We start from the raw sequence: 23,599 nt of genomic DNA, 5'->3' as shown, positions 1-23,599 counted from the left end.
CATGACCTTTCGCGCCCTGCGCCTGCACAAGACCGACGCCGCGCCAGAGGTCCGCTTCGAGGACCTGTCGGACGCCGATCTGATGGATGGCGATGTCACCGTCCGGGTGGAGCACTCGACCATCAACTTCAAGGACGGCCTGGCCATCACCGGGCGCTCGCCCATTGTCCGCGCCTGGCCCCTCATTCCCGGGATTGATTTCGCAGGCGTGGTGGAGGCCTCCGACCATCCCGACTTCAAGCCCGGCGACCGGGTGGTGCTCAATGGCTGGGGGGTTGGCGAAGGCCACAATGGCGGCTACGCCCAGAGGGCTCGGGTCAGGGGGGACTGGCTGGTCAAGCTGCCGGACGGCCTCACCACCGATCAGGCGATGGCCGTCGGCACGGCAGGCTATACCTCCATGCTCTGCGTGCTGGGTCTGGAACGCCAGGGCGTGACGCCGGACAAGGGCGATATCCTGGTCACCGGCGCCGCCGGCGGCGTAGGCAGCGTGGCGGTCGCCCTGCTGGCCAGGCTTGGCTATCGGGTTGTCGCCTCATCCCGGCGCAAGGACAACGAGACCGACTATCTCACCGGGCTCGGCGCCGCCGAAGTGATCGACGCAGCAGAATTCCAGGGCCCCGCCCGTATGCTGGGCAAGGAACGCTGGGCCGGCGCTGTCGACTGCGTGGGCAGCCACACCCTGGCTAATGTCATTTCCCAGACCCGCTATGGCGGCGCTGTCACCGCCTGCGGCCTCGCCCAGGGGATGGACCTGCCGGGCTCGGTCGCGCCCTTCATCCTGCGGGGTGTGGTTCTGGCGGGCATAGACAGCGTCATGCGACCCAGGCCCGACCGCATCGAGGCCTGGGATCGTCTGGCCAAGGATCTGGATCTGGCCAAGCTGGCCGCCATGACCAGCCGCGCAAAACTTGAGGACCTGCCGCGACTTGCGGGCGAAATCCTCGACGGCAAGGTGCGCGGCCGGGTGGTAGTGGACCTCTAGAGAGCCGCCTTCACCGTCGTCACAACCTCATCGGCCAGGGGCTCTGTCCGCGGTCCGAAGGCGCGGATCAGGGCGCCGTCCTTGCCCACCAGGATCTTGTGGAAGTTCCAGGCCGGATCAGCTGATTCACCAAGGGTTTCCAGGGCCCACTTGTAGAAGGGATGCGCGCCCTCGCCCTTGACCTCTTCCTTGGAGGTCAGTGGAAAATCGATGTTGAAGCGGGTCTCGCAGAAGGCCTTGATCTCGGCCTCGGTCCCGGGCTCCTGGCCCATGAACTGATTGCAGGGCACGCCCAGCACCACCAGCCCCTGATCCCTGTAGTCGGAATAGAGCTTTTCCAGGCCGTCATACTGCGGGGTCAGGCCGCAGGCCGAGGCCGTGTTCACCACCAACACCACCTTGTCCTTGAAGCTGGTCATGGGCAGGGGCTGGCCTTCAATGGTCTTGAAGGCGAAGTCGTAGGCGGTGGTCATGGGGGAGCTCCAACTGGATTTGGCTGCAGCCTAACCCCGTTTCCGATGCAGTCTCAACCAGCTTCCGCCGCCTGCTCCACCGCCAGACCCAGATCCAGCGCCCTGGCGGCCTCGGCGGCCGTGACGATCGGACGGTCAGTCTCGCCGCGCACACAGGCGAGGAATCCAGCGACGCTGGCGCCCAGCGGATCCTTGGCGCCGGACGTATCCTGGAAGTCTGGATTGAGGTCAAAGCCAGTGGTGTTGCGGAATTCCCGACTGATGAAGTCGATCTCCAGCTCGCCAGAAGGATAGACCAGCTTCATGGTCCGCTTGCGCCCCGGCGCCATGCGGGAAGCGTCGAAATTGGCGGTGAAGCCATTGGCGAAGGTCACCTCGGCGCTCACCTGATCCCAGCCGCCGCTGTAGGACGAGACGCCTTCAGCCTCGGCGCTCAGGGGGTCGGCGCCAGCCAGGGACAGGGCCAGATCCAGATCATGGATCATCAGATCCAGCACCACGGATACATCCAGGCTGCGTTCGGATTCAGGCCCATGGCGCACGGCCTCCAGCCTCAGGGGGCGCACTGGAATGCCGAACAGGCCGATGGCCTGGAAGACCAGCCGCTCCTGATGGCCGCAAGCGACGGTGAGGCCGCGCTTTGCGGCGGCGTCCATGATTCTGTCGGCGTCCTTGAGTGAGACCGCCAGGGGCTTCTCCACATAGACCGGCTTGCCGGCATTCAGCGCCGCAAGGGCCCCGTCTGCATGATAGATGGCCGGCGATGCCACGGTGACCACATCCACCCCGGCCAGAAAGGCGGCCATGTCGTCAAAGCCCTTAGCTCCGTGGCGTCCTGCGACCTCATCGGCGCGGACCTTGTCTGGATCATAAACCCCGGTCAGCTCAACATCAGGCGCATTGGCGTATTGCCGGGCGTGATAGCCGCCGAACACACCGGCGCCCATGACGCCTGCTCGCAAGACCCGTGACATGGCCGACTCCAAACTTCGTTCAGGACGCGCCTAGCATTGGAGAGGTCTCGACGCCACCTGAGCCGACGGCTACGGATCACCCCAAGGCGATGGAAGTCGCCGCAACCCAGAGGAAGACGCCCATGACCACCTCCCGTGAAATTCGCCTGAAGTCCCGCCCGGTCGGCCTGCCCACCGCCGACAATTTCGAACTGGCCACGGTTGAACTGGCCGCCCCGGGCCCCGGCGAAGTCCAGGTCCGCAATACCTGGATGACCGTCGACCCCTACATGCGCGGCCGCATGAATGATGTGAAGAGCTATACCCCGCCCTTCCAGCTGGGCGAGGCCCTGCAGGGCGGCGCCATCGGCGAGGTGACGGCCTCCAACGATCCCGCCTTCAAGGTCGGCGATCTGGTCCAGTCCATGTTCGGCTGGCGGGAGGGCTTTAACGCTCCGGCCATGGCCCTGCAAAAGCTGGACACCCATGGCCTGCCGCCGGAAGCCTTCCTGGGCGTGGCGGGCATGCCGGGCCTCACCGCCTATGCCGGCCTGCTGCGCATTGCGGCCCTCAAGCCCGGCGACGTGGTCTTTGTATCCGGCGCAGCTGGCGCCGTGGGTTCAGTGGTCTGCCAGATCGCCAAGCTGAAGGGCCACAAGGTCGTCGCCTCGGCCGGAGGCGCGGAGAAGGTGAAGTTCCTGACTGACGAACTCGGCGTCGACGTGGCCATCGACTACAAGGCCACCAAGGACCTCACCGCAGCCCTCATGGCCGCAGCTCCCGAAGGCATTGACGTCTATTTCGAAAATGTCGGCGGCGAGCATCTGGAAGCGGCCATCACGGCGGCCAATCCCTTCGCCCGCATGGCCCTGTGCGGCATGATCTCCCAGTACAACGACACCGAGGCCGGCGTCGGGACCCGCAACATGATCCAGTGCGTCGGCAAGAGCCTGCGTCTGGAAGGCTTCATCGTCTCCAATCACTGGGACATGATGCCCGCCTTCGTGAAGGATCTGGCCGAGTGGCATGCCGCAGGCAAGATTACCTGGAAGCAGACCGTCCGCGAAGGCATCGAGAACGCCCCATCAGCCTTCCTGGGCCTCTTCGCCGGCGAGAACTTCGGCAAGATGCTGGTGAAGCTGGGCTAGGACCACAAGCCGGTCATACCGGCGGAGGCCGGTATCCAGTTTCATCTGCGGCGCTGATCGCAAGGGCCGAATTCAGGATCCTGACCAAGCTCCGAGCCCTACGAACTGGACCCCGGCCTCCGCCGGGGTGACCGGAGATGGACGACTGCCCGCGACCCTATTCCAACCCCCGGTCATACCGGCGGAGGCCGGTATCCAGTTTCATCAACTGAGCTGTCCGCAGAGACCGGATTCAGGATCCTGACCAAGCCCCGAGCCCTATGAACTGGACCCCGGCCTCCGCCGGGGTGACCGGTGTTTTTCAGGAAATATCCCCGAACGCCTTGAGGGCGGCCTGAGCGATCGGGCCGCCCCATTCCTGCACGAAATGGCCGCCGTCGGGGATGATCATGGGTTCGGGGTAGCCGCGGATCTGGCCGCGAAGCACCTCCATCACCGGAACCCCCAGCACCATGTCGGCGGCGCCCACCGCCATGAAGGTCTTGCCGGTCCAGGTATTGGACCAGAAATCCACCGCCTTCAGGCTCTCCTCGATCCCTTCCATCCCCGGATCGGTCATGACCCTTTCGGGGAAGGCCCTGGCGCCGGCCTTGTAGGTGATGTCCGGAAAAGGCGCGTCATAGGCGGCGATTTCCTGCGGCGTCAGGTGGGGCGTTCCCCGGCCCATCAGGGCGCCGACAGCCAGGTCAGGATTTGCCTTGGCATAGGCCCGCCAGGCCAGGAAGCCGTCGCTGGGGGGCGCGCCGATGGCCAGGCAGGTATTCATCACCAGCAGGCGCGAAAGCCGCGCCGCAAAATTCCCGTCCACAGGCAGGGTGAGACCGATCAAACCGCCCCAGTCCTGGACCACCAGGGTGATGTTGGTCAGGTTCAGACGCTCGACCAGAGCCAGCAGGTAGTTGCGGTGGAAGTGGAAGCCATAGACGGCGTCGTCCACTGGCTTGTCCGACCGGCCAAAGCCCAGAAGGTCCGGCGCCACGACCCGGGCCCCGCTGGCCAGGAAGTGCGGGATCATCCGGCGATAGAGGAAGCTCCAGGACGGCTCGCCATGCAGGCAGAGAAAGGTCCGGTCTCCCTGGCCTTCATCAATGTAGGCGATGCGCAGGCCTTCATAACCGGGCAGGTCATCCACATAGTGCGGCGCCCAGGGAAAATCCGGCAGGTTGTTGAACCGGTCTTCGGGGGTGCGGACAGCCTGCATGGTCGTGAACTCCTGTGGATGTGGGTTCATGCCAGATCAGATTGCCCAATGCACGCCTTGGCCGCAGCCCTGCAGAGGGATACAAGGCCCGGTCATCGCAACTGGAGTGCGACCGTGTCCCGCCTGTTCAACGCCTATGTGATTGTCGACTGGAGCGCCGCGGCCAAGCCGTCCACGGGCGCTGACTCTGTCTGGATCGGCGTCATGAAGCGGGACGTGCGGTTCCGCCTGACCTTCGAGGCCTTCAACCCGCCGACCCGTCAGGAAGCCGAGAAGAAGCTGGCCAGCCTGCTGGACGACTTCAAGAAGCGTTCGGAACGCGCCCTTGTGGGCTTTGACTTCCCCCTGGGTTTTCCCCGCGGCTTCGCCCCTGCCCTCAACCTGGCCGGCGATGAGCCCTGGCGTGCGGTCTGGGACCAGCTGGACAAGATGGTCAAGGACAAGGCCGACAACACCAATAACCGCTTCGGCGTGGGGTCGGAAATCAACCGCCGTATGACCGGCGGCCCCTTCCCCTTCTGGGGCTGCCCGCCCAAGGACGCCCTGACCACCCTGCAGCCCAAGCGCACCCGCGAGCATGGTCCTGATGACCTGCCGGAGTTCCGCTACGCGGATCAGGCGGCCAAGGGCGCCAGCTCGATCTGGAAGCTCTATTACAACGGCTCGGTGGGCGGTCAGGCCATTATGGGCATTCCCGCCGTCCGCCGTATGAAGCTGGCCCGGGGCGAGGCGCTGAAGGCCTGGCCCTTCGAGACCGGCTTCCAGCCGCTGAAAGAGTCCGACCTCGAAGGCGTGGATGTGGTGGTCGCGGAGGTCTATCCCAGCCTCTACAAGGCCCAGCCCGCCCCCGGTGAGGTCAAGGACCTGGCTCAGGTCCGCGTCACCGCCGAACACTTCGCCAAGCTGGACGAAGCGGGCAAGCTGGGCGCCGCCTTTGGTCCGGGCAAGGCCCTGGCGCCTGAGGTCGTGGCGGTGGCCGAGCGTGAAGAAGGCTGGATCCTCGGGGTCGAGGGCTAGGCCTGCCCCTGGATGTTCAGGTGTCGCAGCTTGTCCGGGTTGCGCACCAGATAGAGGCCGGCAAGACGGTCCTGGTCCCAGGCCTCGAAGGCCAGGGTCATCAGGCCATCTTCCAGTGTCAGGATCAGGCCCGGACCGCCATTGATCTGCGCCGCCTGGACCTGCCGGATCTCTCCCTCACCATTTCGCCATTTGAGGCCATTGATCAGGCTCAGAATGTCAGCCGGACCCACAAGGGGACGAAGCGCGGCTGATCGCTTGCCGCCGCCATCGGTGATGAGAACAGCGTCCTCCGTCAGGACCCTGGACAGGGCGGCCAGGTCGCCCTGAACGGCAGCGGCCATGAAGGCCGTCGACAGTCGCCCTGCTTCCTCCGCAGTGACCTTGTAGCGGGGGCGGGTCGACCGAAGCTTGCTGCGGGCCCGACTTGCCAATTGCCTGACGGCCGCTTCCGTTCGCTCCAGGGTTCGGGCGACCTGGGGATAGTCTGAGTCAAACACGTCATGCAGCAGGAAGACGGCCCGCTCCAGGGGTGAAAGACGCTCCAGGGCCAGCATGAGGGCGATGGAGACATCCTGCCCCTGCTCAACCGGATCTTCCGCCTGAACCTCAATATAGGGTTCAGGCAGCCAGGGGCCGCGATAGAGCGCCCTTTGGACCTTCAGCTTCCGCATCCGGTCCAGACATAGCCGGCTGGTCACCCGCACCAGCCAGGCTGCAGGATCGGCGATCTCGCCGCCGGCTCGATCCCATCTCAGCCAGGCGTCCTGCACCACGTCCTGCGCATCACTGACCGACCCCAGCATCCGATAGGCCAGACGGGTCAGTCGCGGGCGCTCTGCCTGGAAGGTCGCGATCTCTCCGGCCAAGTCAGGCGGTCCTTTTCGGGGGCGCCAAGGCCTCGCCCGCCACTGTCACCCGGGAGCATGCCTTGCCAAAGCCCATGGCGTATTTGACCGTCGGATACATTCGCGCCGTGGTGATGGCCAGACTCATCGCCAGAACTCCCCTGTCACCCCACTTTGCTTCGATCTGGGCCCGAAGGGGGTCAGCCAACTCCATGTCCCGCGCCAGACAGGCCCGGGCAAATCGCCAACCCAGAGCCGCGTCATCGCCCATGGCCTCTTCATTTCCCAACACTATGGCCTTCAGAATTTCGGGATCAACGCCTTCCGCCGCCGCCATATCCACCGAGATCTGAATACAGGGGCCGCAGTCCTCCAGGAGGGTTGCAGCAATCCTGGCGGCGGCGATCGCCTCGGGCGAGGCGGCGTTCCGGTCAACAAGACCGGTCAGGATGGAAAACTTCAGAAAGGCGCCGGGGCTGACCTCCAACATCTGGTGCATATAGGCTGCATCATAGTCGAAGCGTTGCTCGAGCTTGCTGACCTGCTGGTCCAGCAGAAGTTTCAACATGTCAGCCTCCTCTCTTCGGGACATGCGCCAGCGCCGCCCAGCATGTGATTATGGCCGGCAGGAAGACGCCGGGCAGGTCCCGGAAGAGATCGGCGAGAAGGCTGCGGCCGCAGGCTGCATCCAGGAGGTGAACGGCCGAGTGCAGGGACAGAAAGCCCGCCGCCCCGACCAGGGCCGGCCAGGCAATGCCCGGCCGCAGGGCCCACCAGCCCATGCCTGCCGCGCTGACCAGATAGGCCATGCCGATATCGCGGACGAAGTGCGGGTTATAGGCGCCCGTCGCTATTACCCCGGGGACCAGATTGTACCAAGTGAAGGGAATAGAGGCTTGGATCAGGCCATTGATACCCAGCCCGATCGCCAGAAGTCCGGTTGTCCAACGCAGCATGATTGTCTCCTGTCGACGAGATCAGGACGGCGCGGGCTTCGGGTTTGTGACACGGAGCGGCGAAATTTTGGAAACGTGACGAACAGAGCATCGGTCGCCGCCGGTCAGAGTGATCGTCATGGCCGAGCGGGATCAAGGGCTTACCCGGGGAAAGAGGGCCAAACCCTTACCTTGGGTATCCCATTCACTCCCTGGAACTGGGGTGGAAGCAGATTCAGGTGAGGTACACCCAAAGTTAATCTCTCCAATTGGTAGAATAAGGCGACTCATCAATCAGGGGTGCGCAAATGACGACATCAAACAGGAGTACCGGCAATTGGCTGCTTTGGTGGCGAGTTGGAAAAGCAGAAGTCGCTAGAGGCCTCGCAAGTTACAAGTCCGAAAACCCGACTAAGACCTCGCGAGGAGCCGCGGCGCTTTGCCTGATTTTGACTGCAACATTAAGTCTTCTCGGAGTTTGGTTTGAGTTATTTCCCCCGGCAAGCCTGATTGATGTCGTAATTTCAATCATAATTGCTATATTCATTTATATAAGACACAGATGGGCTATTATTGCAGCCATGATTTATTGGAGCCTGTCTAAACTTCTGATTATTTTTTCTGCCGCTATGTCATTTACGAACGGCAGTATAAATTTTATGGCTGCACCGACAGTGCTGAGCAATTTGATATGGTGGAGTATATATATGCACATATTCTTTGTTGCATATAAAGTCGAGCAACGGAAAAGGCTCGGAGGTAACAGTATTTTAGATGAATTCTAGCCGATTGGACTAAAATCACCTACACATGGATGACAACTGAATGAGCCCTTCCATGAAGGTCCATCCATCTACCGCCCCCGGACGTTCAGATACCGGAACCGCGCCATCAGCAGGCCGGCTGACACAAAGCTCGCCACCACCACGGCCCAGACTATGCCGTTGACGCCGCCCTTCATGGGGATGGCGAAGACATAGGCCATGGGGGTCATGATGATCACATAGCTGGTCAGGTGGGCGGCTGTGGGGATCCACACATCGCCGCGGGCCCGCAGGGCCTGGGCGCAGACCACCTGCAGGGCGTCGGGGATCAGGAAGAGGCAGCAGATCACCAGGGCCGAGGCCGCCATGCCGATGGTCGCTACATCCGAGGTGTACTGGGCCGAGATGAAGTGCGCCGCCGGCCAGAGGATGAAGGAGACCAGGACCCCGAAGGTCACGGTCACGCCAAAGGCGATCCAGCTGATCCGGCGAACCCCCTCGGAATCCCTTGCGCCATAGGCCCTGCCCACCAGCACCGCCGTGGCCGTCGAGAGGCCCAGGGGCACCATGAAGACAATGGCGATGACATTGAGGCTGATGGCCCAGGCCGCAACGGCCAGGCCGCCGATCCAGCCGGCGATGATGTTCATGCTGGAGAAGGCCGCGACCTCGAAGAAGTTGGAGACCCCGGCGCCATAGCCGATCTGCCTCTGCTCGGTCTCGGCGGCCCGATCAGGTTCCGGCTTCGTGAAGACACCATGAGCCCGGGCGTCAGGCATGCGGAGGATATAGGCCAGCAAGGCGGCCGCCAGGAAGGTCCGCGCCACCGCCGTCGCCCAGGCGCCGCCTACGGCCCCCAGGGCAGGAATGCCGAACACGCCGGGCACCAGCAGCAGGTCCACCGCAAGGTTCACGGCATTGGCCACCCACATCAGGGTCGCGGCAGGCTTGGGGCGTCCCAGGCCTTCCAGCCAGAAGCTGGCGGCGACGCTGATGGCGTAGCCCGGCATGGAAATCGAAAAGATGATCAGGGGTCGGGTCGCGCCGTCCGCCAGGGCGGGCGCCAGACCCAGATGGTGCAGGAAGAACGGACCGCCGACCACCAGCAGGACCGTACACGCAAGGCCGATCCAGAACCCATAGGACAGGCCACGGCGCAGGACGGCGCCGGTCTCGGCAAGGTTCCCCTGCCCCACAGCCCGGGAGGACATGACCTGAACCCCGGAGAGGAGGCCGACAATCATGGTCACCACGACGCTGGTCGGCGCCCAGCCCAGGGCGTGATAGCCCAGCTCCTCAGCCGAATAGCGCCCCACCACAATGGCGTCCGACAGGCCCATGCCCATGATGCCCAGACGCGACAACACCACCGGCCAGGAGAGCTGCAGCAGCTCGGCCAGGTCTTTGCGGACAATCGCGTTTGCCGGGGAAGCCCTTGGGGCTTCTTCGGGGGTCATGGGGCACCTGTTTTCAAAGAAGTGGCGAAAATGCCGGTTCGCATGTCCGCGGGCAAGGAGAAGTTTGCCCGCCTGTCCTTGCGCACCAGGACGGTACGGGCATGATGGCCTTTCAGAAGGAGTTATCCCCCATGCGCCGCCTCAGCCTCGCCGTCTTCGCCGCCCTGATGATGGCCCCGTCCCTGGCCCTGGCCAGCGGCCCCTGTCCAACGGGAATACCGGCCCAGTTCAAGTGCGGCGGCCCGGACATGGCCGACATCACCGCCGGAACCTACAAGCTGGATGACACCCATGCAGCCGTCATCGCCCAGGTTCCGCACATCGGCTATTCACGGAGCATCTTCCGCTTCGACAAGCTGTCTGGCGCCCTCAACTGGGACCCTGCGGATCTCTCCAAAGCCCGGCTGAACGTCACGGTCGAAACCGCCTCCATCGCCACCAATGTGCCGGGTTTCGCGGCCAAGATCGCTGGCGACGAGATGTTGAAGTCCAAGGCCTTCCCGACCGCCACCTTCGCCTCCACCGCCTTCCGCCGTACGGACGCCACCCACGGCAAGGTCGATGGAAACTTCAGCCTGATGGGCAAGACCGTCCCCCTCACCTTTGATGTGGCCCTTGTGGGCGCCGGCGGAGGGTTCGGCCAGCCGCGCATGGGGGTCACCGCCACCGCCGCCCTCAAACCCTCAGACTATGGTCTGGCCCCCGTGTTCGGCTCAGCCATTGACCTGGTCATCGACGTCGAGTTCGAGAAGGTCCCTTAAGTGATGAAGACCTACCGCATCGGCGTCATCGGCCTTGGCCAGCGGATCGCCCACGTTCTGGCGGCCATGAAGGAGGTCGGCTGGGACCTGCAGGTGGTCGCCCATGCCGATCCGGCCCCGGTGGGCGCCTCAATCCTGGCGGAAGCGGAAATCGACGCTGGTCGGAACCTGCCCGATGCAAAGGCCCTGCTGGCGGCTGGCCCCTATGACCTGGTGATGATCGGCACACCCAATCACCTGCACTTCGAGCATCTGAACCTGGCGCTCGACACCGGCTGGCCGGTCTTCTGCGAAAAGCCCATCGTCCGGACGGAAGATGAGAGCTACGCTCTGGCCCGACGCCTGTCCGCAGGCCCACCGCCGCCCCTCTATATCGGCCTGGTCATGCGCTCCATGACCATTGTCCGCGAGGTCATCGCCCGCTGTGACTCCGGCCAGCTGGGCGAGATCGTGTCCATCGACGCCACCGAGCACCTGCCCCCAGAGCATGGCGGCTATCTGGCCCGCAACTGGCGCAGGCGGCAGGAATGGGGTGGGTCCTATCTCCTGGACAAGGTCTGCCACGACTTCGATATCTTCGGCCGCATAGCCAGGGCCCGCCCGGCCCGGGTGGCCAGCTTTGGCGGTCGCCGGATCTTCACCGCAGAGCGGGCCGGGCGCCCCCGGACCTATGACAATGGCGATGCCGCCTACGCCCTGCGGGACGCCGGCTGGATGGGGGCCAATGACAGCTTCCAGTCCGATATGGACGTCACCGACCACCAGACCGCCATGGTGGAATACGCCAACGACATCCGCCTGACCTTCCACGCCAACAGCCATGTGGCCCTGCCCGAGCGGCGCTGGTACGTGGCCGGAACCGAAGGCACCCTGATCGCCGACCTGGTCCGCAACCGCCTGATGATCCGCCCCACCCTCAGCCGCAGCAAGCCCGAGCGGATCGACTATGGCGGCGTCACCGCCGACAGCCACAACGGCGCCGACCAGTCCATGGCGAGGGACCTGCTGGCGACCCTGGAGGGTAAGGCTCCCTTCCCCGTCACGCCCTTCGAAAGCCTGGAGGCGGGGTTGACCGTCATGGCCCTGGATCAGGCCCTGGATCAGAGGACCATGATCGACTGCGGGGCGATGTGGGCGGAATATGATGCGGCGCTGAAGGGGCGGTAGCGCAAGGTGGTGACCCGTCTGGCGACCTATGGAAGCCTGGGACCCGGCCGTCCCAATCATCACCATCTCGCCATGCTGAACGGCCAATGGTCGAAGGGCTGGGTCCGGGGCAGGTTACGCAATGAAGGCTGGGGAGCCGGCCAAGGCTTCCCCGGCCTTGTGCTCGACCCGGCCGGTGAAGTGATCACGGTGGACCTTCTCACATCCCAGGATCTGCCCGACCACTGGGCCCGCCTCGATGCGTTTGAGGGCTCAGAATACCGGCGAGTGCTGACCGAGGTCACGACGCCTGAAGGGGATTTTGAGGCACATATCTATGTGCTGGCGAGCGCCTGGATCGACACGCTCGCCAAAACTGCCAGCCCCTAAACCGCCGCCCGCACCGCCTCAGCCACCCGGTCTTCCTTCAGCTTCTCAGCCACGAGGAAGGCCAGTTCCAGGGCCTGCTCGCCGTTGAGGCGGGGATCGCAATGGGTGTGGTAGCGGTCAGCCAGATCGCCTTCCGACAGGGCCCGGGCGCCGCCAAGGCATTCGGTGACGTTCTGGCCGGTCATTTCCAGGTGGACGCCGCCGGGGTGCACGCCCTGGGCCTTGCAGATCTCCACAAAGCTCTTCACCTCCGACAGGATCCGGTCGAAGGGCCGGGTCTTGTAGCCGTTGTTGGCGGTGAGCGTGTTGCCGTGCATGGGGTCGATGGCCCAGACCACGTTGCGGCCGTCCTTCTTCGTGGCGTCCAGCAGGGCCGGCAGGCGGCCAGCGATCTTGTCGTGGCCGAAGCGGCCATAGAGGGTCAGGCGACCGGCCTCGTTCTTTGGGTTCAGGGCATCGATCAGACGCAGCAGCTCGTCCGGTTCCATGGTCGGGCCGCACTTGACGCCAACCGGATTGCGGATGCCGCGGAAGTATTCCACGTGGGCGCCGTCCAGCTGGCGGGTGCGTTCGCCGATCCAGACCATGTGGGCCGAGGTGTCGTACCATTCGCCTGAAGTGCTATCAACCCGGGTCATGGCCTCTTCAAAGCCCAGCAGCAGGGCTTCGTGGGCGGTGAAGAACTCCACCCGGTGCAGGTCGGGCTGGCTCTCCGGCGTCACGCCGATGGCGGCCATGAAGGTCAGGGCTTCGCTGATCTTCTCGGACAGCTCGTGATAGCGGGCGCCCTGGGGGCTGTCATTGACGAAGCCCAGGGTCCAGCGATGGATGTTGTAGAGGTCGGCATAGCCGCCGCCGGCGAAGGCGCGCAGCAGGTTCAGCGTCGCCGCCGACTGGCTGTAGGCCTGGATCAGGCGCTGGGGATCCGGGGTCCGGGCCTCAGGGGTGAATTCCATGCCGTTGATGATGTCGCCCCGATAGGATGGCAGGGTGACATCGTTGATCGTCTCGACCGGTGAGGACCGCGGCTTGGCGAACTGACCGGCCATGCGGCCGACCTTCACCACAGGCTTGCCGCCCGCAAAGGTCAGGACCACCGCCATCTGCAGGATCAGCCGGAAGGTGTCGCGGATGTTGTCTGCGGCGAATTCCTTGAAGCTCTCGGCGCAGTCGCCGCCTTGCAGCAGGAAGGCCTTGCCGGCGGCCACATCACCCAGCAGCGACTTCAGACGACGGGCTTCCCCGGCAAAGACCAGGGGCGGCATGCCGCGCAGGGTCTGCTCCACGCCGGCCAGGGCCGCCATGTCGGGATAGTCGGTCGGCACGTGCTTGGCTTCTTTTGAGCGCCAGGAGGCCGGGTTCCAGGTCGTGGTCATCGCTTACAACTCCGCTCCGCAGATCTTGCGGGCGTGGGGTTCTAGCGCAAAAGAACACCCAAGGTCGATACTTTAGCGCAGGGCCTGTTCTCTAGCGAAGCACATGTCCCTGGCGCTGCAAGGCGATGCAGATGGCGCAGGCCATGGCGGCCAGGGCCACCCACCATTCCTGCCAGACCCCGAAGCTGAAGGCGTTGAAGGTCAGATAGACCGCGCCGCACCCGGCGCTGGCGGCGACCCGCGGGTCCGGACGGTCCCGGTGCAGGCCGGCGAAGAGCGCGACCCAGACCACGGCGGCGGCGACTGCGCCGATCAGGCCCAGCTCCAGCCATATCTGCAGGGCGGCGTCATGGGGGTGCAGCTGAATGCCGGGGGCGAACATGCGGCTGGCGTCCAGACCCCAGCCCCGGGCCGGCTCGTCGCTGATCCACTCCTGGGCATAGGCCCAATAGCCCATGCGCTCTGACCAGGAGCGCGAGACCTGATCCTGCAGGGCGTCATACCAGCCCATACGCCTCAGGCCCCAGACCACGGCGGGCGCGGTCAGGAAGAAGATGGCGGCTATGCTGGCCAGAATCCGCGGCCCGACCCTGGGCCAGAGCCAGACCATTCCCATGGCGACGCCTGCGACGACCAGGGCGACGAAGGGCGCGTCATAGCCAAACACATGGGCTGGCCAGACAATGCCGGCCAGGATCGGAACAGCCGCCCACCAGCCTATCCCCAGCCTTTGCCCGGCGACAATGGCGGGGGGCGCAAACAGGGTCAGGATGAACAGACCCTGGGCGACATTCTTCACCGCCAGGTCTGGCCTGATGGGATCACCGGTCCACAGGCGGATGTGTTGGTAAAGAATGGCGCCGGTGGCGGCCTCCACCAGCATCAGCGCCCCCAGCAGGCTCATGCCATAGACCAGGGCCCTCATCAGCCAGTGGCGGGACCGGGGCGTGCCCTGCCGGGCGGCGACCACCAGGGCGCCATAGACCACGCACTCGATCACCAGCTTGGCCGCCGTCGACTGCCAGATGCTCTTGGGGATGTAAGGGCTCCACACCGTCGAGACGCAGGCCCAGACCACCATGACCAGAATGGCGATGGCGGCCGGACGGTCGGCGTCGTCAATCCTGTAGGTCGGAACCGAGAGCAATCCCGCCAGGGTGACCACGGGCGCAAAGGTCAGGGGCGCCAGCCAGGCGATCAGGGGCGTGACCAGGAATACCCAGGTCAGGCTCCAACCGCTGAGGGTTCGCCAACGCGACGATCCGGCGCCCTGAGGCGTGACCCGCTTCAAGCCGCGCTCATCCCCGGGGCCACATACTTGTCCTTCATGGTCACCAGTTCCTCGGCCAGGGTCGGGTGCACCGCGCAGGTGGAATCCCACTGGACCTTGGTGACGCCCATTTTCATGGCGATGGCGGCCATCTGGATGATCTCCGGGGCGTCAGGGCCGACCACATGGCAGCCAACCACCTTCTGGCTGTCGGCGGCGACCACCAGCTTGATCATGGCCCGCTCCTCGCCGCCATAGAAGGTTTCCTTCATGGGGCGGAACCGCGAGAGGTAGATGTCGACCTTGCTGAACTGATGGCGGGCCTCGGCTTCGGTCAGACCCACAGCCCCCACGGGCGGCTGGCTGAACACCGCCGAAGCGACCATCTCGTGGTCGAAGCTCATGGGATTGTCGTAGAACTCGGTCTGGGCGAAGGCCGCCCCTTCGCGGATGGCCACCGGGGTCAGGTTGATCCGGTTTGTGACATCGCCCACGGCCCAGATGTTGCTGACATTGGTCTTCGAGAACGAATCCACGGCGATGGCGCCGGCCTCATTCAGGGCGACCCCGGCAGCCTCCAGACCCAGGCCCGTCGTATAGGGCTTCCGGCCCGTGGCGAACATGACCTGATCGGTTTCGATGTCATGGCCATTGGTCAGGCGATTGAGATAGCCGCCCTCGGTCTTCTCGATGGCGGTATGTTCAGCGCCCAGCACCACCTTGATGCCCCGACGCTGGATCTCCTCGGTGACATGACCCCGCACATGGTCGTCAAACCCGCGCAGGATATTGGCGCCGCGATAGACCAGGGTGGTGTCCACCCCCAGTCCATTGAAGATCCCGGCGAACTCGACGGCGATGAAACCACCGCCCGCGATCAGCACCCGCTTGGGCAGGGCCGGCAGGTGGAAGGCTTCTTCCGAGGTGATGGCGTGCTCGACGCCGGGCAGGTCCTGCGGCTTCCAGGGTCGGCCGCCGGTGGCGATCAGGATCTTTGCAGCTGTCACCAGGCCCTTGCCCGCCACGTCCACTGTGTGGGCGTCCTTCAGGACAGCGCGGCCCTGGAACAGGTCGGCGCCAGCGTTCTGCAGGTTGGTGACATAGATCCCCGAAAGGCGGGCGATCTCCCGGTCCTTGGCTTCAAGGAAGCGGGCCCAGTCGAACTTCGCCTGCCCGTCTGACCAGCCATACCCGTGGGACACATGGGCGTAGTGGGCGAATTCCGAGGCATAGACCATGAACTTCTTGGGCACGCAGCCACGGACCACGCAGGTGCCCCCGGCCATGTACTCCTCGGCAACCGCCACCCTGGCGCCCGACATGGCCGCGACCCGCGCCGCCCTCACCCCGCCTGAACCGGCGCCGATGACGAAGAGATCGTAGTCGTAGTCCGCCATTTGGCGCTCCTGCTGCGCGAGAATAGGTCCACCTAGATAGGGCCTCACAGGGCCCCTGAACAGTGACCCGGTCTAGGGTTCCACCTCGATCACCCCGGTCTCGGTCCCGATCAGGGCCAGATCGGCCAGGTCAAGGAAGAGGCCGTGCTCCACGACCCCGGTCACCGCCTTGAGGGCGTCAGCCAGGGCGGCGGGTTCCGGGATCTTTCCGCAGGCGGCGTCATAGATCAGGTTGCCCCCATCGGTCATGACCGGCGCGCCGTCCTTCATCCGCAGGCGGGGCGCAATGCCGATCTCGCACTCGGACAGGGCGTCGCAGATCCGGGCCATGGTCGTCTGGTGACCGAAGGCGACCACCTCGATGGGCAGGGCGAACTTTCCCAGCATCGGCACCCGCTTGGCGGCGTCGGCAATCACCACACAGCGGCGCGAGGCCTCCCAGACCAGCTTTTCCCGCAGCAGGGCCGCCCCGCCCCCCTTGATCAGGGAAAGGGCTGGCCCGATCTCATCAGCGCCATCCACGGTCAGGTCGATGGTTTTGGTCTGGCCCAGTTCCAGCACCTTGATGCCCAGGCTCTGCGCCAGTTCACCTGTGGCCCGGGAGGTCGGCACACCGACAATGTCCAGCTTGCGGGCGGCCAGAGCCTTGACGAACCAGGCCGCGGTGGAGCCGGTCCCAAGGCCAACAACCATACCGGACTGGACCAGGGCCGCAGCGGCTTCGCCAGAGGCGCGTTTCTGATCGTCCGGGGTCATTTGGGCTTCCGATCGGCAAGCTTGCGGGCGCGGAAGGCGGCGGCCCAGCCGGGCTTGTTCACCTGACCATTCCGCTCCAGGGCCAGGGCGTCGTCTGGTACGTCCTCAGTGATGACAGATCCCGAGCCGGTCATGGCCCCGGCGCCAATCGTTCTTGGAGCGACAATGGCGGTGTTGGAGCCGATGAAGGCCCCCTCCCCGATATGGGTCTCCCATTTGTCGAAGCCATCATAATTGCAGAAGATGGTGCCAGCCCCGAGATTGGCCTTCGCGCCGACCGTCCCGTCGCCCAGATAGGCCAGGTGGTTGGCCTTGGCGCCGGCGCCAACCTTGACCTTCTTGACCTCGACGAAATTGCCGATGTGCGCTTCAGGCCCGATCTCTGCGCCGGGCCTCAGGCGGGCATAGGGCCCGATCAGGGCGCCGGCGGCGACGCTGGCCCCCTCCAGATGGCTGAAGGCCCGGATCACGGCGCCGGTTTCGACCTTCACCCCGGGGGCGAAGACCACGAACTGCTCGATCATGGCGCCGGGCGCGATCTGGGTATCCCATGAGAAATGCACAGTCTCTGGCGCCAGCATGGCGACACCTTCAGCCAGATGGTGCGCCCTCGCCCCGGCCTGGAAGATCGCCTCCGCCTGGGCCAACTGGGCCGGGGTGTCGGCGCCCATGACGGCGCTCTCAGGCGCGAAGGCGGCCCGGACGGTCTTGTTCTCTGCGGTGGCCAGACCGACGATGTCTGTGAGGTAGTATTCGCCCTTGGCGTTGTCATTGGTCACCCGCGACAGCCAGGCGAACAGCTGGGCGCGGTCGGCGCAGTACATGCCGGCATTGCAGGCCTTGACCGCCAGTTCCTCTTCGCTGGCCTCCTTGGCCTCGACAATCCGCAGGACATGGCCATCGGCGCCGCAGATCAGCCGCCCGTAAAGCAGGGCGTCCTCCGGCTCGAAACCCAGCAGGGAGAGTTCTGCTCCAGCAGCTCGCAGGGCGAACAGGGGATCAAGGTCTCCCGACGACAGCAGGGGGCAGTCGCCATTGGTTACCAGAACGTCGCCGTCAAAATCAGACAGGGCGTCCTTTGCAGACAGCACAGCGTGGCCGGTGCCCAGCGGCGGGTCCTGGACCGCCACAGCCCCTTCCCCAAGGCGCTTCAACGCCAGCTCGCGGACGCCTGGACTGTGATTGCCGACCACGACGACGATCCGCTCGCAGCCCGCCGCCTGGACGGTGTCGATCACCCGGTCCAGCAGGGTTCGCCCGCCGACCTTGTGCAGCAGCTTGGGGGTGGCGGACTTCATGCGCGTGCCCTGCCCGGCGGCGAGGATAACGGCGGCGCGTTTGGCCATGGGGTCTCTGTCCTGGAATCGTCGGCGACGTTGCAATCACCACCGGTTTAGCCGAAAGGGCTTGGCGTTTCGACGGCGCCGTGAGGAAGAAATGACGACAGGCTCAGACATCCTCAGGGGCGCAACAATCGCCTTCGACCTGGACGGCACCCTGGTGGACACGGCGCCCGACCTGATCGGAACCCTGAACCACATATTGGCCGAGGAAGGGATCGCCCCCCTGCCCTTCGACTCCGCCCGGCCCTTCATCGGCCACGGCGCCCGGCGCCTGCTGGAAAAGGGCCTGCACGCCCAGGGTCATGCGGTGGAAGAAGCTCGCCTCGACGCCCTCCTCGCCCGTTTCATCGCCCGCTATAGCGGCCGCAGCGCCGAGCTCTCCCGCCCCTACCCAGGGGTCGTTCAGGCCCTGACCGACCTCAAGGCGGCGGGCGCCCGCCTCTCGGTCTGCACCAACAAACTCACCGGGCTGTCGATCCCGATCCTGGAGGCCCTTGGCCTCGCCCCCTTCTTCGACAGCATTATCGGGGCAGACCTCGCCCCCGCCCCCAAGCCAGACCCGCGCCACCTGATGACGGCTGTCGAGACGGCAGGGGGCCAGATTGACCGCGCCATCATGGTCGGCGACGCCTCAACTGACGCCGGCGCCGCCCGCGCCGCTGGAGCTCATCTGATCCTCGTCAGCTTCGGCTATACGGAAATCCCGGCCGCAGATCTGGAGCCCGACCGCTTGATCGACCACTACGACCAGCTTGTCCCGGCCTGCATCACCCTCCTCAGCCCTTGCCCCGAACCAAACCCCGGGCTATAGGCGCATCCCTTCCAGGCGGATGCGTAGCTCAGCGGGAGAGCACCTCGTTCACACCGAGGGGGTCACAGGTTCAATCCCTGTCGCATCCACCATTATCCTCAATCACATCAACAACTTGGGGATCGCCCCCTCGTTCATGCTCCTTGACGCCTCTCACGGGGGCGGTTGAGTCAGACCGACAATTGCACCAACGTCATGCCCGGAGCGCAAGGCGGAAAAGCCCAGGAAGGTCAGATTTCATCCAGTCTGGCCAAACCGGAATATCATCCGCCGCATCAATGTCTGGCCGATGATCTCCGGCAAGGAGTCGAACCAACAGGACAGGCAGTGGGGCCTGTTCTGGCGGGCAAGTCTCCCTTCCCACACCCTTTCCGTTACCGGCCGGTGCATGCGCGCTGACAACGCCGGCCAGGGTACTTCAGCTGGCAATCCGGGCCCAGACCTTGATGCGACGCTCACTCCGTGACGGCTGGCGCCGTCCGATGGGGCTTCGCGCCCGACAGGTCCGTAGACATCGCGATGAGGATGCACATGATCTGATGCCCGGCTGCGCCGATCGCATCCTCAGGAGACAGAAATGAGCCCGAAGCCTTGGTCTCGACGCACGATGATGACAGGGGTTCTGGCTAGCGGTCTTGCCGGCGTGGTTGCAAGGGCCGACGAGCCTCCCAAGCTGCGATACACCCCTGCCGCGCCGCGGCCAGTCCAGGGTACGCCACCCGCGCCCGGCATTCGCCGGCTTGATCCATCCTTCGACGCCCTGATCCCCCCGGGCGCCGAGCCTGAGACAGTCATGGAAGGGTTCGAGAACAGCGAGTCGCCGCTCTGGGTGGGCGGGCGAAACGGCTATCTGCTGGCTGCGGATCCCAATTCTAACGTCATCCATCGCTGGTCGCCAAAGGATGGGCAAACCGAATTCCTGCGACCCTCGGGCTATGGCCCGCCCCCCGGCCCCATGTTCAGGGAAGCCGGATCCAACGGAATGATCCTGGCTCGCGGTGGTCTGGTAGTGGCCGACAGCGGCAATCGTGGGCTGGCCTTCATCGACCTGCGCACCAAGCGCAAGACCATGCTCTGCCGCGACTTCGAGGGTAAAAGGTTCAACAGCCCCAATGACCTGGTCCTGGGCAAGGATGGCGCGATCTACTTCACTGATCCGCCCTGGGGGCTGAAGGGGGTCCAGGACTCCCCCTGGCGGGAAATGAACTATACCGGCGTCTTCCGCCTGGCTCCTGATAACTCGGTGACGGTCATCGACCGCACAGTCCCCATGCCGAACGGGATCGGCATGGCCCCGGATGGCAGGACGCTTTATTCGACCGCCCAGCGCATTGGCTGGGTGGCCTGGACCCTGGATGACACGGGCCGCCCTTCCGAGCGCCGCACCTATATCGACGGGCCCGCAATCGGCGTTCTGGGCGGGGACGGATTCAAGGTCGATGCCGCCGGGAACATCTGGGCATCAACCCGCGAGGGGCTTAGCGTCTTCAATACCAAAGGCGTGCGCATCGGCGTGATCGGCGGTCGGGTGTCCAACTGCGAGTTCGGCGCGGACGGGTACCTCTACATCGCCAATGGCCCGAAGGTTACGAGGATCCGCACCGGATCCAGAAAGCTGATCTTCTGATCATCTCACTGTGGGAAGCCCTGTATCGAGGGGCGTTTCCGCCGCCGCCCCCTGATCGCGTTCAATTGGTTCTCTCCAGTTTCTTGATGTCGTTATTCACGGTGTCGCCGACATAGATGGTCCTGCCGTCCGGCGAGACCGTCATGTAGTGGGCCTCGCCAAACTCTTCAGCGCCGAACCCTTCCACGCCGATCCATCCAAGGACTTTTCCGTTCCAGTCCAGACGCTGGATCATGCCGTCCTGGCCCGTCGTCATCCATAACTGGCCCTTGGCGTCGATGAAGAGACCGCAGATCAGGTTCTTCATCTGGATTTCACGCAACGGCTTTCCGTTGGAGTCAAAGATTCTCATCTTCTTCACTTCGCGATCCCCGGCCCACACTTCCCCGCGGCTGTTGACCACCAGGGTATGGATGACAGCAGAAGACCCGTCTTCGTGCTTGAGGCTCCAGCTGGTGATGTACTTGCCGGACTTGTCGAACCTCAGGACCCGGGGGTCCGGTCCACCGTGTCCTGTCGCGACGAAGACGTCACCGCGGGGCCCAAAGGCCACGTCCGTCGGTTGGTTGAAGAGATGTGCGCCCTTGGTCTCATCCCACGTTCCGGCCTGACCGCGGGTTCCCAGGGTCAGCAGGACCTCTCCGGAAGGATCAACCTTTACGACGATATTGCACTGTTGGTCCGTGACCCAGATGTTGTCGTCCGGATCAACCCGCATGCCATGGGGTCGGGATACCAGGTTCGGGTCAATGCTGCGCGTCAGTCGACCCTGGGCGTCATATTCCATCAGCTGGAACATCGGCATGCGCTGGTTGACGATCAGGCGGCCGCTCTTCAGCAGGCCGACACCATTCACATTGGCGAAGCCGGCCGTTCCCCGGGGCGGTTGCGGTGCAGCCACGAACCTGTAGGGCAGTTTCGGCGCGTCAGGGATGAAGATCCCGCGCTGCATAGCGCCAGCGGCGCCAAGGGTGCTCTCGGCGCGAGGCGGAACCGGGGTTCCATAGACGGTCGCCGGCGGAGGCGCCGCCTGCGCAGGCGCGCCGAGGCCATAGGGCGTGGCGGCGGGTCCGGGTGGCTGGAAGGCGCCATAGTCGGTCAACTGGTCACAGGATGGACCCTGTCCTGAGTCCGTTCCCCGCATGTTCGGCACATTGGGCGCGCGTAGGGGTCTGGGCGCTGCACCCTGGGCCTGCGCTCCAGACCAGATTGCCAGGCCGAGCAGCACTGAAACGGAAAACGCCTTCACTTAAACCTCCCTATCATCCCGATCTGCGGGACGCCCGATCCGGACAGAATTCTTCTGCCCAGAAGGTTATGCAGCTAGATGCGGGCAAGCTAGGCGAGCTCACACCGGCACCGGTGCAATCTCTCATTCTGTGCACGACAGCTCATATTCCTGACGGCTCTCGCTCTTTGAGAACCGCTGTCCCTGCCCGGTGATCGGCGATCTTGTCTGGATTGAGGGGGAAGGTCAGTGTCAGGGGCATGGAAAAGCATGACAGACTGTCCCTCGGCGCTGCGTTCATCGCGGTCCTTTTTTCAACCTCCGCCCTTGCCGGAGATCCGCCGACGTCCGGCGCCGCAGCGAATGGGTCTCCGGCCTGGCATTTCCAGCCGGGCTTTCCCGATCCGGTAGGCCGGACCCTGGTGGATGAGAGTGGTCGCGTCACTGTCCTGCCGCGGCAGCCAGGGGTGGCCGGTCCCGTTGGCGGAAACCTGCCGCAATGTGCGAAATCCACCATCTGCACCCGCAAAGGCGGCCCAAGCCGTCAGCTGACCCCCCGTGTCGTCTGGGACCAGATGACCGGCTACGCCATGACCTTCCCCCTGCGGCTGCCGCCCGTGCAGAGCGGGACCCCCGGCGGCGCACCGGGCGCCGCAGTCGACTCCAAGGGCAATATCTGGGTGCTGCAGCGGCGGCCCCAGGGCCAACCTCAGCTGTTCAAGTTTGACCGCAGCGGACAGGTCATTGTGACGGTCCCGGCTGAAGAGATCGGCTATCAGCAAAAGGCTCACGGAATTGCCGTGGATCCCCAGGACAATGTCTGGATCACCGACACCAATGGCGGAACCGTCCAGCAGGTCAGCCCGGATGGCAAACTTCTCAAGACCCTTGGCGTCAAGGACAAGCGTGGCGACTGGGATGAGGCCAAGGATCAGCGCCTGTTATGGCAGCCTGTCTCCGTCGCATTCGCTCCGAATGGCGACATGTATATCGGCGAAGGCCACGCAAATGAGAGCCCCAACGATGTAGAATCCTCTGACCCCGCCAACGTCATTGGCGCTGCCCGGGTCAAGCACTTCGATAAGGACGGAAAGTTCCTTGGCCAGTGGTATGGCGACGACAACGGCCCGGGAAAGTTCGGTGAGACCCATGGACTGGCGGTCGACCCCAAGTCCGGCGACGTCTGGGTTGGCGATCGTGAGCAATACCGGATCATCATCTTCAACAGCGAGGGCAAGTTCCTTCGCACTATCCAGATGCGCAACCTGGTCTGCTCCATCGCTTTTGACAGCAAGGGCGAGCCCTGGATCAGCACAGGCCAGGATGGCCAGATCGCCCGGATCGATCGGTCCGGCAAGGTCCTCGGCGCCCTCGGTGGCGGCATGGGCATTGAGCCTGGCAAGTTCATTGAGGCGAACTACTTCGCCTTTGACCGCGCAGGCGGTATCTATGTCGGGGATACCTCCATCGCCCGGATCACCAAGTTCACGCCCGGCGCCGGAAAGAAGTAGGATCGGGACGACCTTCAGCGGGCCTGTCCGCCGCAGTGCACGGGCCTGTTGAAGCGGTGTCTGCCATCTACGACTGTTAGAGGTCGGTTCCGGTCGACCATGATAGCCCTGCAGGTATTGAAGTCCCCGCGAGGTTGGTGGGTCTTGCCCTGATTCACCTGCAAACAACGCAGGTCCAGGGCGGATGTCCGCGTGAGTCATG

The 23,599-nt window shown here is 64.5% G+C and carries 22 protein-coding genes and 1 tRNA gene; 10 read left to right on the top strand and 13 right to left on the bottom strand.

Annotation, left to right across the window (positions count from 1 at the left end):
- Position 1 precedes the first annotated feature (1 nt).
- Entirely contained in the window at positions 2–985 is a 984-nt protein-coding gene (locus CFE28_08335) for an oxidoreductase (protein OYU70001.1), read from the top strand.
- Here the strand turns inward: CFE28_08335 and CFE28_08330 are convergent.
- A complete protein-coding gene (locus CFE28_08330) occupies positions 982–1,458 on the bottom strand; it encodes a glutathione peroxidase (protein ID OYU70000.1) in 477 nt (158 codons plus the stop codon). The two genes, CFE28_08335 and CFE28_08330, sit on opposite strands and share 4 nt — an antisense overlap.
- 53 nt (positions 1,459–1,511) lie before the next feature.
- Entirely contained in the window at positions 1,512–2,432 is a 921-nt protein-coding gene (locus CFE28_08325; protein OYU71623.1) for an oxidoreductase, read from the bottom strand.
- A gap of 122 nt (positions 2,433–2,554) precedes the next feature.
- Here CFE28_08325 and CFE28_08320 point away from each other — a divergent pair, with 122 nt between their 5' ends.
- Positions 2,555–3,559: an NADP-dependent oxidoreductase gene (locus CFE28_08320; protein OYU71622.1), complete on the top strand. Its 1,005-nt coding sequence runs from the start codon at positions 2,555–2,557 to the stop codon at positions 3,557–3,559.
- Positions 3,560–3,860: 301 nt separating this feature from the next.
- Here CFE28_08320 and CFE28_08315 read toward each other — a convergent pair whose 3' ends face one another.
- Positions 3,861–4,760, bottom strand: coding sequence for a haloalkane dehalogenase (locus CFE28_08315; GenBank protein ID OYU69999.1), 900 nt, complete (start codon positions 4,758–4,760; stop codon positions 3,861–3,863).
- Positions 4,761–4,874: 114 nt separating this feature from the next.
- Between CFE28_08315 and CFE28_08310 the strand changes: the two genes are divergently transcribed.
- On the top strand, positions 4,875–5,777 hold the full coding sequence (locus CFE28_08310) for a cobalamin biosynthesis protein CbiG (protein OYU71621.1): 903 nt from the start codon (positions 4,875–4,877) through the stop codon (positions 5,775–5,777).
- On the opposite strand, the gene CFE28_08305 is transcribed toward CFE28_08310, so the two are convergent.
- From CFE28_08305 to CFE28_08290, 4 genes are all read right to left on the bottom strand, one after another.
- Positions 5,774–6,646: an RNA polymerase sigma factor SigJ gene (locus CFE28_08305; GenBank protein OYU69998.1), complete on the bottom strand. Its 873-nt coding sequence runs from the start codon at positions 6,644–6,646 to the stop codon at positions 5,774–5,776. The two genes, CFE28_08310 and CFE28_08305, sit on opposite strands and share 4 nt — an antisense overlap.
- 1 nt (position 6,647) lies before the next feature.
- Positions 6,648–7,193: a hypothetical protein gene (locus CFE28_08300; protein OYU69997.1), complete on the bottom strand. Its 546-nt coding sequence runs from the start codon at positions 7,191–7,193 to the stop codon at positions 6,648–6,650.
- Position 7,194: 1 nt separating this feature from the next.
- Positions 7,195–7,581, bottom strand: coding sequence for a hypothetical protein (locus tag CFE28_08295; GenBank protein ID OYU69996.1), 387 nt, complete (start codon positions 7,579–7,581; stop codon positions 7,195–7,197).
- 832 nt (positions 7,582–8,413) lie between these two features.
- A complete protein-coding gene (locus CFE28_08290) occupies positions 8,414–9,781 on the bottom strand; it encodes an MATE family efflux transporter (GenBank protein ID OYU69995.1) in 1,368 nt (455 codons plus the stop codon).
- 101 nt (positions 9,782–9,882) lie between these two features.
- Here CFE28_08290 and CFE28_08285 point away from each other — a divergent pair, with 101 nt between their 5' ends.
- From CFE28_08285 to CFE28_08275, 3 genes are read left to right on the top strand one after another with little or no spacing between them, the layout of a single operon-like run.
- The gene (locus CFE28_08285) at positions 9,883–10,542 is read left to right on the top strand and encodes a polyisoprenoid-binding protein (protein OYU69994.1); all 660 of its coding nucleotides are present in this window, start codon (positions 9,883–9,885) and stop codon (positions 10,540–10,542) included.
- Between the two features lie 3 nt (positions 10,543–10,545).
- Positions 10,546–11,709, top strand: a complete 1,164-nt coding sequence (locus CFE28_08280; GenBank protein OYU69993.1) for an oxidoreductase — start codon at positions 10,546–10,548, stop codon at positions 11,707–11,709.
- A 9-nt stretch (positions 11,710–11,718) separates the two neighbouring features.
- The gene (locus tag CFE28_08275; GenBank protein OYU71620.1) at positions 11,719–12,078 is read left to right on the top strand and encodes a gamma-glutamylcyclotransferase; all 360 of its coding nucleotides are present in this window, start codon (positions 11,719–11,721) and stop codon (positions 12,076–12,078) included.
- On the opposite strand, the gene CFE28_08270 is transcribed toward CFE28_08275, so the two are convergent.
- The 5 genes from CFE28_08270 to glmU all read right to left on the bottom strand — a co-directional run bounded on the left by CFE28_08270 (position 12,075) and on the right by glmU (position 18,223).
- A complete protein-coding gene (locus CFE28_08270) occupies positions 12,075–13,454 on the bottom strand; it encodes a 3-deoxy-7-phosphoheptulonate synthase class II (GenBank protein OYU69992.1) in 1,380 nt (459 codons plus the stop codon). The two genes, CFE28_08275 and CFE28_08270, sit on opposite strands and share 4 nt — an antisense overlap.
- A gap of 91 nt (positions 13,455–13,545) precedes the next feature.
- Positions 13,546–14,745 carry a hypothetical protein gene (locus CFE28_08265; GenBank protein ID OYU69991.1) on the bottom strand — a complete coding sequence of 400 codons (1,200 nt, stop codon included), beginning with the start codon at positions 14,743–14,745 and terminating at the stop codon, positions 13,546–13,548.
- Positions 14,742–16,121, bottom strand: a complete 1,380-nt coding sequence (gene gor / locus CFE28_08260; GenBank protein OYU69990.1) for a glutathione-disulfide reductase — start codon at positions 16,119–16,121, stop codon at positions 14,742–14,744. The genes CFE28_08265 and gor overlap by 4 nt, the downstream gene beginning before the upstream one ends.
- Before the next feature lie 72 nt (positions 16,122–16,193).
- Entirely contained in the window at positions 16,194–16,877 is a 684-nt protein-coding gene (locus tag CFE28_08255) for a ribose 5-phosphate isomerase A (protein OYU69989.1), read from the bottom strand.
- Positions 16,874–18,223, bottom strand: a complete 1,350-nt coding sequence (gene glmU, locus CFE28_08250; protein ID OYU69988.1) for a UDP-N-acetylglucosamine diphosphorylase/glucosamine-1-phosphate N-acetyltransferase — start codon at positions 18,221–18,223, stop codon at positions 16,874–16,876. Before glmU ends, CFE28_08255 begins: the two co-directional genes overlap by 4 nt.
- A gap of 91 nt (positions 18,224–18,314) precedes the next feature.
- Here glmU and gph point away from each other — a divergent pair, with 91 nt between their 5' ends.
- The 3 genes from gph to CFE28_08235 all read left to right on the top strand — a co-directional run bounded on the left by gph (position 18,315) and on the right by CFE28_08235 (position 20,658).
- Entirely contained in the window at positions 18,315–19,031 is a 717-nt protein-coding gene (gph, locus tag CFE28_08245; protein OYU69987.1) for a phosphoglycolate phosphatase, read from the top strand.
- Positions 19,032–19,048: 17 nt separating this feature from the next.
- A tRNA-Val gene (locus tag CFE28_08240) sits at positions 19,049–19,123 on the top strand.
- Positions 19,124–19,608: 485 nt separating this feature from the next.
- A complete protein-coding gene (locus CFE28_08235) occupies positions 19,609–20,658 on the top strand; it encodes a gluconolactonase (GenBank protein OYU69986.1) in 1,050 nt (349 codons plus the stop codon).
- A 61-nt stretch (positions 20,659–20,719) separates the two neighbouring features.
- Here CFE28_08235 and CFE28_08230 read toward each other — a convergent pair whose 3' ends face one another.
- Positions 20,720–21,760 carry a hypothetical protein gene (locus tag CFE28_08230; GenBank protein OYU69985.1) on the bottom strand — a complete coding sequence of 347 codons (1,041 nt, stop codon included), beginning with the start codon at positions 21,758–21,760 and terminating at the stop codon, positions 20,720–20,722.
- 386 nt (positions 21,761–22,146) lie between these two features.
- On the opposite strand from CFE28_08230, the gene CFE28_08225 reads away from it, so the two are divergent.
- Positions 22,147–23,397 carry a hypothetical protein gene (locus CFE28_08225; protein ID OYU69984.1) on the top strand — a complete coding sequence of 417 codons (1,251 nt, stop codon included), beginning with the start codon at positions 22,147–22,149 and terminating at the stop codon, positions 23,395–23,397.
- The last annotated feature ends 202 nt before the right edge of the window (positions 23,398–23,599 follow it).

It is taken from the genome of Alphaproteobacteria bacterium PA2, from assembly GCA_002256425.1.
Taxonomy (GTDB): domain Bacteria; phylum Pseudomonadota; class Alphaproteobacteria; order Caulobacterales; family Caulobacteraceae; genus Phenylobacterium.
The sequence above is the reverse complement of the archived record's forward strand: the minus strand, read 5'-3'. Positions and strand labels throughout refer to the sequence as shown.

Bases quoted from the DNA above. Each gene is read 5' to 3' on its own strand.
- CFE28_08270 (OYU69992.1), bottom strand. From the start codon at position 13,454: ATGACCACGACCTGGAACCCGGCCTCCTGGCGCTCAAAAGAAGCCAAG.
- CFE28_08290 (OYU69995.1), bottom strand. From the start codon at position 9,781: ATGACCCCCGAAGAAGCCCCAAGGGCTTCCCCGGCAAACGCGATTGTC.
- CFE28_08300 (OYU69997.1), bottom strand. From the start codon at position 7,193: ATGTTGAAACTTCTGCTGGACCAGCAGGTCAGCAAGCTCGAGCAACGC.
- CFE28_08235 (OYU69986.1), top strand. From the start codon at position 19,609: ATGAGCCCGAAGCCTTGGTCTCGACGCACGATGATGACAGGGGTTCTG.
- CFE28_08255 (OYU69989.1), bottom strand. From the start codon at position 16,877: ATGACCCCGGACGATCAGAAACGCGCCTCTGGCGAAGCCGCTGCGGCC.
- gph (OYU69987.1), top strand. From the start codon at position 18,315: ATGACGACAGGCTCAGACATCCTCAGGGGCGCAACAATCGCCTTCGAC.
- CFE28_08325 (OYU71623.1), bottom strand. From the start codon at position 2,432: ATGTCACGGGTCTTGCGAGCAGGCGTCATGGGCGCCGGTGTGTTCGGC.
- CFE28_08335 (OYU70001.1), top strand. From the start codon at position 2: ATGACCTTTCGCGCCCTGCGCCTGCACAAGACCGACGCCGCGCCAGAG.
- CFE28_08225 (OYU69984.1), top strand. From the start codon at position 22,147: ATGGAAAAGCATGACAGACTGTCCCTCGGCGCTGCGTTCATCGCGGTC.
- glmU (OYU69988.1), bottom strand. From the start codon at position 18,223: ATGGCCAAACGCGCCGCCGTTATCCTCGCCGCCGGGCAGGGCACGCGC.
- CFE28_08285 (OYU69994.1), top strand. From the start codon at position 9,883: ATGATGGCCTTTCAGAAGGAGTTATCCCCCATGCGCCGCCTCAGCCTC.
- gor (OYU69990.1), bottom strand. From the start codon at position 16,121: ATGGCGGACTACGACTACGATCTCTTCGTCATCGGCGCCGGTTCAGGC.
- CFE28_08315 (OYU69999.1), bottom strand. From the start codon at position 4,760: ATGCAGGCTGTCCGCACCCCCGAAGACCGGTTCAACAACCTGCCGGAT.
- CFE28_08280 (OYU69993.1), top strand. From the start codon at position 10,546: ATGAAGACCTACCGCATCGGCGTCATCGGCCTTGGCCAGCGGATCGCC.
- CFE28_08330 (OYU70000.1), bottom strand. From the start codon at position 1,458: ATGACCACCGCCTACGACTTCGCCTTCAAGACCATTGAAGGCCAGCCC.
- CFE28_08295 (OYU69996.1), bottom strand. From the start codon at position 7,581: ATGCTGCGTTGGACAACCGGACTTCTGGCGATCGGGCTGGGTATCAAT.
- CFE28_08320 (OYU71622.1), top strand. From the start codon at position 2,555: ATGACCACCTCCCGTGAAATTCGCCTGAAGTCCCGCCCGGTCGGCCTG.